This window comes from Fibrella aestuarina BUZ 2 (genome assembly GCF_000331105.1).
Taxonomy (GTDB): Bacteria; Bacteroidota; Bacteroidia; order Cytophagales; family Spirosomataceae; genus Fibrella; species Fibrella aestuarina.
Genome location: NC_020054.1, coordinates 4,783,921 through 4,800,678, shown reverse-complemented (window position 1 = coordinate 4,800,678; position 16,758 = coordinate 4,783,921). Strand labels below are relative to the sequence as shown.

Below are 16,758 nucleotides of genomic sequence, written 5' to 3'. Positions count from 1 at the left end.
TTTCTGCCTTTATAAATCCGAATCTATACCGCCGTCTGCCGACCTAGGTGGGTAGACCTATCATCTGTTTTTACACTCGATACGATGCAAGTCACGCTCAATCTGTTCGATTTCAATCAAAAAGTTGATTACAAAAACGAAATTCTGTCCGGGCTTACCGTTGCGCTGGCGCTGATTCCCGAAGCGGTTGCTTTTGCGCTCATCGCGGGTCTGTCACCGCTAACCGGTCTGTACGCCGCCTTTACCATTGGGCTGGTCACGTCTGTGCTAGGTGGTCGGCCGGGTATGATCTCCGGGGCTACCGGGGCCGTCGCGGTGGTCATTGTCACACTGGCCAAGTCGCACGGTGTGGAGTATGTTTTTGCCACGGTTGTGCTGGCTGGCCTGTTGCAGATAGTGGCCGGGCTGCTGCGGCTGGGCAAGTTTATCCGGCTGGTGCCACAACCGGTGATGTTTGGCTTCGTCAACGGGCTGGCTATCGTCATCTTTCTGTCGCAACTGGCACAGTTTAAAGTGGCCAATGCCACCGGGGCGCTGCATTGGATGACTGGGCTGCCGCTGCTGATTATGCTGGGGCTGGTTGCGCTGACCATGCTCATCATATGGGGGCTGCCAAAACTGACCAAAGCCGTGCCAGCTTCACTGGTCGCTATCCTAACCGTTTCCCTGCTGGTGATTGGCCTGGGCATCAACACGCGTACGGTCGGCGATATCGCCTCCATCAAAGGCGGGTTTCCGCCCTTTCACGTACCCAATCTGCCCCTTACGTTCCAGACGCTGTCGGTCATATTCCCGTACGCCGTCATTGTAGCCGGGGTAGGGCTGATCGAAAGCCTGCTGACGCTGAACCTCGTCGATGAACTGACCAACACGCGGGGGCGGAGCAATAAGGAATGCATGGCGCAGGGCCTGGCAAACCTCACGACCGGGTTTTTCTCCGGTATGGGTGGCTGCGCCATGATCGGCCAGAGCCTTATCAATATTTCGTCCGGTGCACGGGCCCGCCTGTCGGGTATCGTAGCTTCGGTGATGCTCCTGGTGTTTATTATGGTCGGCGCACCGATCATCGAGCAATTGCCGATGGCCGCCCTGACGGGGGTGATGATTATGGTGGCCATTGGTACCTTCGAGTGGGCGAGCCTGAAAACGATTGGCCGAATGCCTTGGCACGACGTGCTGGTGATGGTCGTCGTGGCGGCCATTACGGTCTTGTTCCATAATCTGGCGCTGGCTGTGCTGACCGGGGTAATTTTCTCGGCACTGGTGTATGCCTGGGAAAACGCCCAGCGGATCCGGGCCCGTAAGTACGTCGATGAGGCCGGCGTAAAGCATTACGACGTATACGGCCCTTTGTTTTTTGGATCGGTGATGGCGTTTCGGGAGAAGTTCGACGTGACGGGCGACCCCGCCGACGTAATCGTGGACTTTGCGCAGAGTCGGGTGGCGGATATGTCGGGAATCGAAGCCTTACATAAACTGATGGCCAACTACCAGCAGGCGGGAAAAACGGTCCATCTGCGCCATCTCAGCCCGGACTGTCGGCGGCTACTGGCCAATGCCGCCAGCCTTGTGGAGGTCAATATTGTGGAAGATCCTGCGTATACCGTGCTGGCCGATGAGTATGAATGATCGGTAGAGACTAATTGGTGAAGCGTCCGTTTCGCTGGTTTAAGCCAAGCCAACCGGCCAGGATACCTTCCGAAACACCCTGTAGCGAGTTGCGTTGCGGGGCGTTTTTTGTGGGTTGTGCGTAAGTTCGTGGCAAAAAGCCGCTATTCGCTAGCCTTAGCTGGCTGGCGGCTGAACCAATCAACAACTAAACCCAATGACAATCAGAACCCTTGCTACTGGCCCGCTGCTGCTTGATGGTGGCGCTATGTTCGGCGTAGTCCCGAAAACCCTCTGGCAGAAACTCAACCCGCCCGATGCGCTCAACCGTTGCACGTGGGCCATGCGGTGCCTGCTCATTGAAACCGGCAATCGGCTGATCGTGGTCGATACGGGCATGGGCGACAAGCAGGACGATAAGTTCTTTGCGCACTACGTACCCAGCCGACAGCCCGGTAACCCCATTCGGGAGGCTGTCCGGCAGGCGGGCTACGACGTGACCGAGGTGACCGACGTGCTGCTGACGCACCTGCACTTCGACCACGTGGGCGGGGCCGTCGAGCGGGTAGGGGAGCGGCTGTTGCCCACCTTTCCCAACGCCATTTACTGGACGCACCCCGACCACTGGGCGTGGGCCATACAGCCCAATCCGCGCGAAAAGGCGTCGTTTCTGGCCGAAAACATACTGCCCCTACAGGAGAGTGGCCAACTGCGGTATTTCGACGAGGCAACGTACCTGAACGGCCTGCCCAGCCCGGTCGGGGTACCTGGCCTCGAACTGATCTACGTGGATGGGCATACCGAGAAAATGGCGTTACCCAAACTGACCGTCGGCGACCAGACGCTACTCTACTGCGCCGACCTGATTCCGTCGTCGGGCCACGTGCCGTTGCCCTACGTGATGAGTTACGATGTGCGCCCGTTGCTGACGATGCAGGAAAAAGAACGGCTGCTCACGCAGGCCGCCGCCGAAAACTGGCTGCTCCTTTTTGAACACGATCCCACGGTCGAGGCGGCAACGGTGGTGCAAACCGAGCGCGGGATCCGGCTGGGCGATGTACGTCGGCTCAATGAGTAGGCCGAATGCGCCAATATCTGGTGTAATTCGGTGACAGTCTGGGTAATTTGTTTGTTGTTGGATAGTAATCGTACTCATTCACTCGTTACTGTAGTAACATCCAGCTATGAAAATCGGACTCGTACTTTCGGGCGGTGGGGCACGCGGCTTTGCACATTTGGGCGTCATCAAAGCCTTGCTGGAACAGGGCATTCAGATCGACCGGATGGCCGGGACCAGCGCCGGGGCCATTGTGGGCGCGCTCATCGCTACCGGCTACTCACCCGACGAGGCGCTGCGGCTGATCGAATCGTCGGCGTTTATGCGGCACCTGCGGCCTGCCTGGACGCGGATGGGCCTGCTGCGCATCGACACCATCATCGACCTCTACAAAAAATACATTCCCGAAGATCGCTTCGAGGCCTTGTCGATTCCGCTGCACGTAGCGGCGGTGAACCTTACCGACGGCGAACTGGTCATCTTTGATAAGGGCGAGCTGATCCGGCCCGTGCTGGCGTCGTGCTGCCTGCCCGGTATCTTCGAGCCGTTGCTCATCAACAAAAAACAGTATATCGACGGGGGGGCGCTCAACAACCTGCCGGTCGAGCCGGTGGTGGGGCAGGTCGATTACCTCATTGGCTCGCACTGCAACCCGTTTCCGGCGCATAAGCCCATCCGCACGGCGCGCGGCGTGCTCGAACGAAGCCTGGTGCTCTCGGTGCAGAGCAAAACCCGCGAACGAGCGGCGCTGTGTAACTTTTTCATCGAACCTCCCGAACTCACCAATTTTTCGGTTACCGACGCAAAACGGGCGCGCGAAATCTTCCAGGTCGGCTACCGGCATGCCAAAACGCTCAACGTCGCGGCGGCTATCGAGCAGGGGGTCGATTCAGTGTGAGGGGAGTTAATCTGAACGGCCAGGGGCCACGGGTCAAGGTTGGCTGACGCCTCAGAAACTGTGCGTCGATCAACCTTGACCCGTGGCCCCTGGCCGTTAGACTCGTTTTCTACATCAGATATTTGAGCTTCACCACTTCCTTCGGTTCGAGGAAGCGCCACTTGCCACGGGGCAACTCTTTCTTGGTGAGACCCGCAAAGACGGTGCGGTCGAGTTTCGTGACTTCGTAGCCCTGCGACTCGAACATCCGCCGAACGATGCGGTTGCGGCCCGAGTGAATCTCGACGCCAACGACTTGCGCATCGGGCGTAACAATGGCCAGATCGTCGGGTTTGATGAAGCCGTCTTCCAGCTCAAGGCCGTTACGGATGGCTTCAAAATGCTCTTCCGAAATAGGCTTGTCAAGCTCCACCTGATACACCTTTTTCACGTTGTTCGACGGGTGCGTGAGCTTACCCGCCAGTTCGCCGTCGTTGGTCATCAGCAGCAGACCCGTCGTATTGCGGTCGAGGCGGCCAACGGGGTAGAGGCGGAACGGACCCGCGTCGGCAACCAGATCCATCACGGTGTTGCGCTCTTCGGGATCGTCGGTCGTGGTGATCACGTCTTTCGGCTTATTCAGCAGCACGTAGACCATTTTCTCCGGGTTCAGCACTTTGTTGCCGTACTTCACCACGTCGCCGGGCTTCACCCGGTAGCCCATTTCGGTGATGACTTTACCGTTTACCTGCACATCGCCTTTGCCAATCAGTTCGTCGGCTTCGCGGCGTGAGCAAACACCGGCGTTCGCGATGTAGCGGTTCAACCGGATCGAATCGGGGTCGCTCTCCCGCTTCAGATTCTGCGCGACTTTCTTCGTACGCGGCAGATTCTTCTTCATCACGTCGAGGTTGTAATTCGGCGCTTTGTTGTACCGGCCCGTCCGGCGATCAAAATGGGGTTCGCCCGATTCCTCGCTGTTCCGGTCCCGGTCAAAGGAACGCGGCCGCTCAGAACGGTCGTCGCGGTTACGGTCCCGGTCGAACGAACGGGGGCGATCTGAACCGGTATTGCGGTCGCGGTCAAACGAGCGCGGCCGTTCAGAACGGTCACCACCGGCACTACGGTCGCGATCAAAGGAACGGGGCCGATCACCCGACTGACGGTCTGAACGGTCCCGGTCAAACGAGCGTGGCCGATCGTCAGCGGGGCGCTCATCGCGGTTACGATCGAACGAACGGGGACGATCACCGGATGGGCGCTCGTCGCGGTTACGATCCCGGTCGAATGAGCGGGGGCGATCACCGCCGGCATTACGGTCGCGATCGAACGAACGGGGGCGATCACCACCCGACGGGCGCTCGTCGCGGTTGAAGGGTTTACGAGGACGGTCTGAACCACCATCCCGATCGAACGAACGACGGCCTTCTGAGCGGTTGTCGTCGCGATCAAACGAGCGCGGCCGCTCGGGGCGGTCATCCCGGTTGAAACGGGGGCGGTCTGAACCGGCAGTGCGGTCGCGATCGAATGAGCGCGGCCGCTCAGGACGGTCATCACCAGCCGTACGGTCGCGATCAAAGGAACGAGGACGGTCACCACCTGACGAGCGGTCGTCGCGGTCCCGGTCAAACGAGCGGGGGCGCTCAGCGCGATCGTCGCGGTTAAAAGGTTTATAGGGGCGATCACCTGACGGACGGTCTGAACGGTTACGATCGAACGAACGAGGGCGATCACCGGATGGGCGCTCGTCCCGATTGCGGTCCCGGTCGAACGAACGGGGGCGGTCTGAGCCGGCATTGCGGTCGCGATCGAACGAACGGGGCCGATCGCCACCCGACGAACGGTCGTCGCGGTTAAAACGGGGGCGGTCTGAACCACCCTCCCGGCGGCCGGCGTCCCGGCGTTCGCCTGATTGATTATTACGAGCAAACGGACGGGCATCGTCACGACGGCCATCCGAACGACCTTCACCATCCCGGCGCTCAAAGCGGTCGTTGTTATCCTGATTACGTTTCATGGAAAAATGCAGTAAGCATCTACTGCCTGTTTTGCGTAAAATCCGTTGAGCATCAGCTATAATGCATAGATTGACTGGGCAACGGGGGCGCAAAGATACAACCTTTTGTACTATTTAATAGCATCATACCTTTATCCGATAGAACCGAATAGGCCGGGCCATTACATTTGCAGACAGACTACGTACACACCATGATTCGGGTATCTATCTACGACGACAACGACTCGCTGCGACAGACGCTGGTGATGCTGCTCGACACTACGGATGATCTACTGCCGATCGGTGCCTACCCCAACGCGCTGGAGGTCACGCAAACGATCGTTGTTGATCAGCCCGACGTTGTGTTGATGGATATTGATATGCCCGGCCGGTCGGGCATCGAAGCGGTGCGGCTGATTCAGACGCTGCCCGCGCCCCCACCCATATTGATGCTCACCGTCCATGAAGAACCCGAAGCCGTCTTCGAGGCCGTGTCAGCCGGGGCGATGGGTTATCTGCTGAAGAAAACGCCCGGCAGCCGGCTCACCGAGGCGCTGCGCGACGTGGCAGCGGGCGGCGCCGTGATGACGCCGACAATCGCGGCTAAACTGCTGGGTACGTTCCAGCCACCCAAGCGCCCGGCGCCCGCCAGCAGCTTCGACCTGACCGAAAAAGAACAGGAGGTGCTGCGCCGCCTGGTCGAGGGCGACAGCTACAAACTGATTGCAGCCCATTGCCACATCAGCATGGGCACGGTGCGCACCCACATCGTCAACATTTATCAGAAGCTGCACGTCAACTCCAAATCGGAGGCGGTAGCCAAGGCGCTGAAAACGGGCCACTACTGAGCCGCCCGCCCAAGCTGCTGAACGGCAGCGCTTTCCAAAGGTAAGGTGTAGTGCCCCAACGGCCGCCCGGAGCCCCTTGTGGCGTTCCTTTGCGCGGCGGTAATCGGACCAGTACGGTGTGTGGCAGATGGACAGCCGTTGGTGAAGATCATACATTTATCCGATTGATGCACATGGCGTTAGGGCTGTAGTTTTGACCATTCTTCGACGTGGTTCACGCTGCTCCTAATCCGATGCGCCGTCTTCTATCCATCCTGTTTTGCTGTCTGGTCTGGCAGACCGTGACGCCCGCTCATGGGCAAACGGACTCGCTGGCAAAAGCACCTTCCCTGCTGGCCAGGTACGTGAAGGTGTCGGGCGGGCTCAATGCCTACGCTGGCTTCTACACGGCCAACGGCATTGCCGCCCGCAACCAGACGGCCCCACTGGGGCTGAGCGGGCAGGTGACCATCGCCCTGCCGCAGGGCCTCAGCATCCCGATTACGGCGGTGCTGGGCAATCAGGGGGCGAGTTTCAGCGTCCGGCAGCCGTTCAACCAGTTTGGTCTGTCGCCCACCTACAAATGGCTCACCGTGCACGGCGGCTACCGCAACGTTACATTCTCGCCGTTTACGCTGGCGGGGCATACGTTTCTGGGGGGCGGCGTCGAGCTCAACCCCGGCAAGCTGCGGCTTGGGGCCATCTACGGCCGGTTCAATAATGCCATCTCAGGTACGTTGGCTGACGCCAATGTGCTGCCCAGCTACGGCCGAACGGGGTACGCCGTGAAGGTGGGTTACGGCAAACCCAATAACTACGTCGACCTGACCATGCTGCGCGCCAAAGACGACTCGTCGTCGATTCTGTCGGTGCCCCAATCGGCTACGCAGACTGTTACGCCCGCCGAAAACCTGGTGGTTGGCATTACCTCCCGCCTGTTGATTAGGAAGGTTTTTACGGTCGAACTTGACGCCGCCCTGAGTGCCTACACGCGGGATCTGCGGGCGGGTGAAGTGGCCGCCGAAGGCAGTAATCCGGTCGTGCGGCTGTTCGGGCGGTTTTACACGCCGCGCCTCAGCACCCAGCTCACGCAGGCGGTGCAGGCGTCGGTGGGTTACCGCGATAGTTGGGGCGGGCTGAAGCTGCAATACAAGCGCATCGACCCGAACTTCCAGACGATGGGAGCCTACTACTTCCAGTCCGACATCGAGAGCTACGCCATCGCCCCGTCGCTGAACCTGCTGGAGAACAGACTCCGGCTATCGGGAAGCTACGGTATTCAGTTCGACAACCTGGCCAACTCGCGCAACGTCCGCACGGGACGGACGATTGGTTCGCTGCTCGTCAGCTACAACCCGGAAACCCGGTTCGGTGCCGACTTGCAACTGAGCAATTACGGCATCAGTCAGCAGGCGGGTTTGCGGCCGGTGATCGATACGCTGCGGCTGGCGCAGAACAACCTGTCGGCCACCCTCAACCTGCGTTACACACGGCAACGCGAAGAGATCGTCCAAAGCTTTCTGCTCACAACCACCTACCAGCAGTTGAGCGATCTGAACGCCCGCACGGCCGCCCAAACGGAAAACAAGAACCTCAACGCCAACCTGACGTACCTGTACCAGCAAACCGTGACGGGGTGGGGCGCTACCGCCGTGCTGACCTATACCCAAACCAACCTGCCCGTGGCGGCTACGCTCGGCCTGCGCGATAGCACCGGTACGTTGGCGCCCACCAACGACGGCATTGTCCGGTTTTACGGCCCCACCGTGGGGATGAATCAGGCGTTTTTCGATAAAAAACTGACAACGGCTTTCAATGCCAGCTACCTGGTAAACAAGCAGATGGGCGTAACGGGCAAGGTCATTACGGCCTCGCTGACGGGCAACTACCAGTTCGCCAAACGCCAGACACTCAACGTGTCGCTCTATTACCTGAACACCGATACCGGCATCGCCGAGCAAACATTCAACGAACTCAGAGGCAACCTTGGCTATGGCATCTCGTTCTGATTACACCCCACCCCTAGCCCCTCCCCTTGACATAAGGGGAGGGGAACCGCTCTACAGTAGCTCCGCGTCTAAGCCGGGCTTGTTCCCCTCCCCTTGCAATAAGGGGAGGGGCCGGGGGTGGGGTAAGCTCGCACTCCTTTGCGTCTTCGCGTTAACCCTTTTCCCGGCGTTTGCGCAGAACGACGTGCAGATCACCATCAGCGTGTTGCCGCCCTATAGCGCTTATTTGCAGGATTATGCGGGGGCGGGTAAACAGGTGCAGGTCTTTGTGCGCAACACCACGGCCAACCGCCTGCAGGTACGGTTGCAGGGGAACGTGACGGGCGACAACGGCGTGGTGATTCAGACGCTGCCCAACTACCGCCCGCCCGTTCCGCTCGCGCTGGAGCCGTTTCAGAACCGGCTGCTGACCTACGCCGACCTCTCGGGTCTGTTTGATCTGAATCAGATCGATGTGCAGGGTGTCGACCGGAATAGCCTGTATCGGGGGCTGCCGCTACCGGAGGGGACCTATCAACTCTGTATTCGGGCCTACGATAACGCCACCAGCCGTCCCCTCTCACCTGAGAACCCGCTGGGGTGTTCGCCGCCGTTTCCGGTCAAAGCCGTGGAGCCACCTATCCTGATTGCGCCCCTCTGCGATGCCGAGGTGCAGCCCCTGACGCCGCAAACGCTCGTTTTTACCTGGACCCCGCCCGTGGGCGTGTCGCCCGCGATGGTCGACTATACGCTGCGGATTGTGGAATTGCCGCTCGAAACCGCCGACCCTAACGTGTTTATCGATGCCGTGGTGCTGCCCAAATCGGGCATCGAAGTGAAGGGGTTGAAAACCAGTACGTTCCTGTACTCGGTGGTGCATCCACTGCTGATTCCGGGTAAGAAATACGCCTGGCGGGTGCAGGCGCGGGACCTGAGTGGCAGAACCCAGTTTCTCAACGACGGCAAAAGCCCGGTTTGTGCGTTTCAGTACGGTCTGCTGCTGTCGGCGGGCCTGGATTCACTGAAAAGCACACCCATGGTGGTCAGAAGTGGAACAATCAACCGGGCCGTGCTGGTGGCCTGCGACGACCTGAAATCAACCGCTCCGGCCACCCTGACGGCCGGCAACGGCAGTAGCATCGCTCTGTCGTGGAAACCCGATCCTACGTTTCGTAAGCTGCTGGCGCAGAAGATGGGCTACAGCACCGACAGCGCCAGCGTGCGCGGGGCAATTCAGAAAGCAGGCGGCCTGTATAAACTGACCGTCTTCGATCACGAAGGGGGAAAAATTGCCTGGGCACCCACGCCCACCAGCAAGGAGTTTATCGCGGGCAATCCCGATCAGCCTGGTTTTGCGCTGGCTTATGATCAGCAGTACGATTACCAGGTTGAGCTGGTATTACCCGACGCCGTTCGGAAAGCGCTGGGCGACGATGACCTGAAAAAGTGGCCGCTGACCTCGAAAACGTGTTCGTTCCGCCTCAAAAAACAGGTTAGTGCGGGCTTTATCGTACGCGGACAAATTCGCTACAAGTTTACCGGCGACGGGATGACGGGCGATTATCCGGCCAATAACACCGACGTTAAGATCAGTTTCTCGACCCAGTATGCCAAGCAGGGTGTGGCCGATTTGCTGGCCGATAACAGCAAGAATGGCAGCCTCAAGTCGTCCGCTACTACGGGTAAGGCGCTCTCGCCCCAGGAGAAATTAGCGGCGGTGGGCAACTCGAAAGCAAAGACGACTACGGCAGGTGCTGGTTCGGGCGGTAACGTACCCAAGGGAGCGAAAACGACCGCGCCACCCGCCTCGGGTGATCTGCCCTACACCTACTACGGGAAAACCGACGCCAATGGGATTTATGAGATTCCCATCGCCTGGAGCGATCTGCCCGCCTTGCTGCAAATCGGCACGGTGGTAGGGCAAACGACCATCCAGAAAGCGACAATCGGCGAAAACGGTGGTCCGGCCGACAATACGCTGGTGCCCCAAACGGCGCTCAATTATACGCTCAACCTGCCCAGTGGTTATTACCAGAATACCAGCGAGGTACGTTCGCTGACCTATACGCCCGGCAGCACCAGCGTAGCCGTAGGCCTGGCGAAGGTGAACGTCTACGCCTATTCGGCAAAAGTACAGGTGACCAAGGATTTCAACCTGTCGTACACCCTGACCACAGCCGATGGGAAACCGACGACGGCGCAGGTCGGCTACGAAAACGGCAAAACGAAGGTGCAGATGGAACAGTCGATTAATCAGGCGCTCGACGGCATCGTCATCGACGTGTACCGTAAAGGCAAAGACAGTGGCATCCCGGCCATTGAGGGCGACATTGATGGTGGGGCGGTGCAGGCGCAGCAGAAAGAACTCAACAAAGCCAGCAGCGGACTGGTGCTGATTGCAACGGGCAAAACGGTTATCGAGACGGTCAACGGCAAACCTCAGGGCGTGGTGGTGTTCGACCGCCTGCTCTGCAACGCCAACACCGGCGACGACTACTACCTCTCGGCCCGCCCCGATCCGGCCAAAGGAATTGCTACCGCCAAACAGGTCATCGGCAAATACAACAACAAACCGACCGGCGATCTGACCACCGCCGAGGCCAACGCGACGTTTGCTGCGCCCGAAGACACGCTCTTCTTCGAGGTGCCCAAGCCCACCCTGGCCAACGGGTATGGGGTGCAAAACGGCTCGAAAAGCTATTTCAGCCACCAGGCTAGCTACAAACTGCGGTCGTTGCTGCCGCCCACCTCGAAGCTATCGGGCCGGATGCTGTATAGCTGGCCCAACCAACCCGAAAAGTTTGTAATGGGAAATATGCCCTTTGTGGTGAAGGTCGGCTACTCGATCAACAACAACTACCAGCCGTCGGTCACGGGGGGCGGTACGGGGCAGAAGATCAAGCAGACGTTCTACAAGTTTGATAACGTGACATATACCGGTGCAGACGGGCAACAGCATACCTATTCCACCGCCGATCAGGGCGTGGTGATGGGAACGGGCAAGACTGATAAGAACGGCAACTTCAGCGTCGAGGTGGTGAACCTCAACTACAAGGGAATCATCAACGCCACGGGCAAGGTGAGCGCGTCTTCGGTAGAATACGACGATCCCGGCGCCAACGGGTTAGCCAAAAACAAAGGGGTAGACCCCACTGGAAAGCAGGCGAAGAAAGACATGCTGACCGACCCCGATTTCGACGGGACGGGTCTGCTCAACTTCGGCGTACTGGAGCAGATGCAGATGGACAACGGCATCAGCGGGCAACTCAACACTAGCCCGGGTGCCATGCAGGGTGCCTACCAGCAGGCCTCGCTCGATGCCGCTGCTGCCTATGGGGTGCAGAGCGCCGGCAATCAGGCTGGGAGCAAGGCAGTCAAGCAGGTTGGCGCAAAGGCAGGCGGCGGCCCGGCGGAGACCGACGAAACCCTGCGTCAGGTGCTGTTTAGCGAAGACGTGCCCGTGGCTTCGCCTGTTCAACTCACCTACCCCGACGACGTCACCACCATCAGCACGATCACCCGATTCTATTATTTCGAGTTGCAACAGGGAGCGGGCTATTACACGACGGCCCCGGTCTCCAATACCGTACTGGTTCAGGCGTTTGGTAGCCTCGACATGGGTGAGATTGTGCATGCCGTCAACAAATATCCCTACAAGGTGCGGGTGACGAAGGCCGATCCGGTGAAAAAAGGCGAACTGTTGGGTGTGTCGGGAGCACGGGTCATCATCTACCGGGAGAGTAGCAAAGGGATGATTCAGCTACCCGAGAAAGAAGGGAATGGTAAAAACAAGTTCGAAACCCTGCCCACCTCGTCATACAATAAGCTCTGGACACCGTATGGTAAACCCTTTCCTGGCACTGACGCCGTCGAATACTACGCCGAAGGTGAAACTGACAATGAAGGCTACCTGACGAAATGGACACCCGGCAAAGAACCCAACCTGCTTTTCTTCGGCCAGTATTATTTCTATGTGTTGCCCAAGGAAGATGCCATCGACTATTTCGAAGCCAGGGTGGTTACGCGCTCAACTAACTTCGGCACCGATCCGAACGACGTGTACTTCTCCGCGTTGGGCAAATTCGATAGTAAAACCAACCTTCTCTACGACGAAATCACGGTAAAGTCGGGGCCGTCGCGGCTGCTCGTCAAGTTCGTCGATAAGTCGTCGGATAAGAAGTTGAAAGGAACGCTATCGCTGTTTGAACTGGATGCGAAGGGCGTACCCAAACCGATTTATACGGTTGACGCCAAGGGCAATAAAACGACCGTCAATGCGGGGCTGACGAACCTATCTACGCCCGGTTCGGGCTATTTCGAGTTACCGGTAGGGAATTACTTTGCCAAGGGCGAAGGCGCCAAACGCTTCTACCTGATGGCCTACGTACCCGGCTATCGCCTCGACGGACAGCAAGATGACGGCTACGCCGAATTCCAGACACAGCCCGTGAACCCAACGGGTACGTCGTACAATATCGCGCTTCAGTTTGTCCCCGGTGCCATCGTAACGGGTGTCGTGAAAGGACCTGAAGTGGTGGCTGACCCCAAATTCGGTTACCAGAAAACCGGTAAGACGGTGGGCATCCCGGCCTATGTGCGGCGCATGGCCGACAGTTCGGTGGTGGAAACCAAACCCGATGGGTCATTTACCATCGCCGTCGCGTCCAGTGGTAACCAGCAACTGATTGTGGAACCGATCGATCCTGGTTATTGGGCCGACACGTTACAACTGAAAGGCCTGAAGCTGGACGAGAAACGCAACCTGAACACCATTACGGTTGAGCGTGTGCAGCACCGGATGCGGTTTCTGGTAAAGAATGCCGCTACCAACCAGCCTATTCCCGACATCTGGGTGACGGTAAACGGTGATCTCGACAAGAAAGAGAAAACCGGCAAGGAGGGGATCGCCAGCATCGAATTCGAAAACGTGTCGGTTGATAACTACACGGTGAAGATTAACGGCGGAACCAACAGCGATTTTATCCCGCAACTGGTTGAGGTTAAAAATAAAGAGTCGAAAAACTGGACGGTCTACACCGTGCTGATGAAAGCCGGGGGCCGCATCGACGGCCTGGTGACGCTCGACGGGGAGCCGGTAAAAGGGGCGAAGGTGTACCTTGATTACGCGCAAAGCCTGAACGAGACCGAACCGGCATCCGTGTCGGCGGGGAATGTGAGCGGCGACAACAGCGGCGAAGCGCTCATCCGTACCAATTCGGCCAACGGGCAGCTCGGCACCACGCTGGGTACGTTCAGCCTGCGTGGGTTACCCCTCACCGACGGCCCCGTAAAAATCAGGGCTACCCTCGATGGGCAAACCAATACCATCGTGGGGGCCGTAGCGACCGTAACGCTCAAAAACGGGTTGGCTACGGGCGTAATCCTGAAGCTGACGACCTACAAAGGGATGCTCGTGCAGAGTGCCTACGGTTTCCCGCTGACGGTGGAGAAGCTAGAGCCACAGGCCGACGGTACCGTGAAGGTCACCGGGCAGGTGGACCTCCGTAAGAGCCAGACCGCCTTCACCTGGCTGGCGACCGGCGACGTGGCCCGGCTGCGCGAGGTCGTGTTTAAAGCAACCGACGGCGGCGGGGGGCAGAAAGTAGGTACGCCCGCCGCCGATCAGGTGGCCCTCGATGGCGTGGCTGACCTCAAGTTCCAGTACGCCAAGCGGTACAACGTGCTGGTTCGCCACTCCGACTATAAACCCGGCGACGCCCCCAAAGCGTTGACCATCAGTCGGAATACCGATGGTCGGGGGGTGCTGGCAGGTAAGGTGCAAATCGTTGATAACTCGTTTGATTACCCCAGCACGTACCTGAGCTTTGCCAACAAAGGCGATGAGAATTTCTACCTCGCTACCACCACCGGCAAAACGCAGATGCAGCAGCAGGAGGTGGTGATCAACGGCAAGAAAACGACGACCAACGTAGCGGTCACGACCACCGACAGCCGCATTGAGGTGCTCAACGCCCTGTCGGCGGATGGGGCCTTCACGAAGAAAATCGTCACCCCCGCTCCGACGCTGACGAAGTATGCGCTCTCCGACGAGAAGGGCGGTCGCATCCGGTTCAGCTTCCTACAGTTCCCGGCCGATGCTGACCCCGCCGCGTCGTACATCGACCCCACGGATGCCAGGATTCACCTCTCGGTCGATCTGAACTGCCATATCGACAACATGCAACCGGCCGATTTCAAGGTGCACATCGATGATCTGGTGCTCGACGACAAGCTGATTTATCCCAAGAAAGGCAGCAATCCCCTCGAACTGAAGTTTGAGGATTGGACGCTGACCGTGCGCGACTGGAGCATCGACCCGCAGGAAGGGGGCATCGTGAAGCAGGGGCCAATTGTAATCGTCAAACCGGGGGAGGTGGCGGCTTCAACAGCCAATGACCCGATCCTGATGAAGACCGGGGCGGCGGACATTGCCTTCGGGAAATTCGTGCTGCGCCATGATTTGTTTCTGCTCGAAGGCCCCCGACTGGGTAAGCTGCCCATCGGCGACGGCATTGCTGAACTGGCTATCCTGAACCCCGAAGGCGCGTTTTTCAGCTTCGACACAGGCTTCGATGGCAAGGGGCATTGGAAACTCGGTGCCTTTGGTAAAGAGGGTGGCCCGGCGGGGGTGCTGACCCTCACCAATCCCGGCTCGGCGGGGGACCTGCTGGTGTCGACGCAGGCGGGCAAAAAAGACAAAACGACCATCCGGTTCGACTACGTACAGTTGCTCAGTAACAACGTTAACATTCTGACGGTCAGCCAGGATCAGACGTTCCGGGTGCGGGGCAACAGCCTGACGGAGTTTACGCCGGGGGGCTTCACGAGCGGCAAAGGCTTTCTGAGCCTCAAGGGCGGTTTCAACCTGCTTGGTGTTCCCCGCGCGGCCCCGCTGGAGATGAGCGTCAACTACCTGAAAGAAGCGCAGGGCGTAACCGGTACGTATTCCGACATTACGGCGCCCTGGGGCGTTGATCTGCTCGGCAAAACCAGGTTCACGACCACGCTGGGTAAGCCCAACCTCAGCATCACGCCTACCGACGTAGTCATCGACGGCACATCGGTGGAAGAGGGTGCCATGCCGGTGCTGAAAACGCTCCTCTGCGCCCGGTCGGGTAGTGCGTCGCCCATCTGGTTGCAGGTGGTGCCACAAACCGTGTCGATGACCGGCAAGCACAAGCTCGACGTGTTGGGGATCGTGGGCGCGCAGGTTAAAAAAGGGGCCGCCGATTGGGCCGCGCCGCTGACCTTTTACGGGGAGCTTTACGACAACGAGGGCCTGAAAAAATCACCTGATCCGGCCAACGCATGGTTCACGCAGTATACCGTCTACGGCGATATGCACGTGAAAGAACTGGACACGAAAGGGCTGGCCATCGACAGCCTGAGCAGCAAAGGCGGTAACCTGAAAATTGACCCCAAAGGCAATTTTAAGCTGGACAAGCTGTCGCTGCTTGGCTCGGGGAAAGAGGCCAACGGCACGGTGTCCATTACCAATAAGGGCATCCAGATCGATAACCTGACGACGCCCCTGGGCGAAGTGAAGCTGCTGGTGGACTTCGCAAAGCCGGCGATCATCGGCTCGATCGACATCAGCGCGCCGGTAGAAGCGGGCTACGATGACCTGAGCGACCCTGATATTTTCCCCGGTACAAATGGAGGGTTCCGCAAACCCATCGGGATTGGGCCGTTTAAGTGCCGGGGGCAGGGTAGTATGCTCATCGACAAGCATGGCTTTTACCTGGTCGCGTCGGTGCAGGCCAAAGGCGAGCTGCCGCCGCCCATTCAGGGCCTGCAAATGGGCATCGCCATTGGCTACCGGAATACGTATGAATCGGACGCGGTGACCATCCTGCGGGGCTCGTCGAAAGACCCCTTGCTGCCCTGTAAAATCACCGAAGCGACTGGGATTCACGGCTTCTTTATGGGCGGGGGCATCACGGTACTCCACAAAGAGCTCAAGATCGATGTCTTGGTAGCCGAGGCCTGGGCGAAGGCCGACGTGTCGCTGTTTGCGTCGAGCGAACTGAACATCAAAAAAGGCCTCAGCGTCACGTTCGGCTCGGGTGCCGTTGCGTCGGGCGATATCGGCGTCCGCATTCTCTGCGCCAGTGCTTCGGCCGACGTGCTGGTGCTGGGCGACATGGTCGGCACCTTATCGACGACCGACCCGAAAATCTGCATGGGAGCCACCGTGGCGGCGGGTTTCGAGGCCAAAGTGAGTGCCTGCGGCGTGTTTGATGACGTGAGCGTGTCCAAAACGTTGGGCGTCAAGGCGGAGGTGCACTGGCCCGGTTCGCCCGTCTTCTCCTTTGATTTCATCGAAGCCAGTGGCTTCCCCGGTAAAGATTGCAGCATTCCCATCCAATGCAACTGCGGCACGCCGCTTCCCCCCGCTCAATAGC

7 protein-coding genes are annotated in these 16,758 nt (G+C 58.9%); 6 read left to right on the top strand and 1 reads right to left on the bottom strand.

The window, feature by feature from the left end; translation table 11 throughout:
• Window positions 1–84 precede the first annotated feature (84 nt).
• From FAES_RS19670 to FAES_RS19660, 3 genes are all read left to right on the top strand, one after another.
• Window positions 85–1,629, top strand: coding sequence for a SulP family inorganic anion transporter (locus FAES_RS19670; protein WP_015332974.1), 1,545 nt, complete (start codon window positions 85–87; stop codon window positions 1,627–1,629).
• A gap of 196 nt (window positions 1,630–1,825) precedes the next feature.
• Window positions 1,826–2,686 (top strand): MBL fold metallo-hydrolase, encoded by an 861-nt coding sequence (locus FAES_RS19665; protein ID WP_041258169.1) that lies wholly within the window; start codon window positions 1,826–1,828, stop codon window positions 2,684–2,686.
• 106 nt (window positions 2,687–2,792) lie between these two features.
• Complete coding sequence (locus FAES_RS19660; RefSeq protein ID WP_015332971.1) at window positions 2,793–3,563, top strand: patatin-like phospholipase family protein; 771 nt, start codon at window positions 2,793–2,795, stop codon at window positions 3,561–3,563.
• A 109-nt stretch (window positions 3,564–3,672) separates the two neighbouring features.
• Here FAES_RS19660 and FAES_RS19655 read toward each other — a convergent pair whose 3' ends face one another.
• Window positions 3,673–5,559, bottom strand: coding sequence for a pseudouridine synthase (locus tag FAES_RS19655; RefSeq protein WP_015332970.1), 1,887 nt, complete (start codon window positions 5,557–5,559; stop codon window positions 3,673–3,675).
• Window positions 5,560–5,750: 191 nt separating this feature from the next.
• On the opposite strand from FAES_RS19655, the gene FAES_RS19650 reads away from it, so the two are divergent.
• The 3 genes from FAES_RS19650 to FAES_RS19640 all read left to right on the top strand — a co-directional run bounded on the left by FAES_RS19650 (window position 5,751) and on the right by FAES_RS19640 (window position 16,757).
• Window positions 5,751–6,386, top strand: a complete 636-nt coding sequence (locus FAES_RS19650) for a response regulator (RefSeq protein WP_015332969.1) — start codon at window positions 5,751–5,753, stop codon at window positions 6,384–6,386.
• 233 nt (window positions 6,387–6,619) lie between these two features.
• Complete coding sequence (locus FAES_RS19645; protein WP_015332968.1) at window positions 6,620–8,374, top strand: hypothetical protein; 1,755 nt, start codon at window positions 6,620–6,622, stop codon at window positions 8,372–8,374.
• Between the two features lie 184 nt (window positions 8,375–8,558).
• Complete coding sequence (locus tag FAES_RS19640; RefSeq protein WP_041258167.1) at window positions 8,559–16,757, top strand: hypothetical protein; 8,199 nt, start codon at window positions 8,559–8,561, stop codon at window positions 16,755–16,757.
• The last annotated feature ends 1 nt before the right edge of the window (window position 16,758 follow it).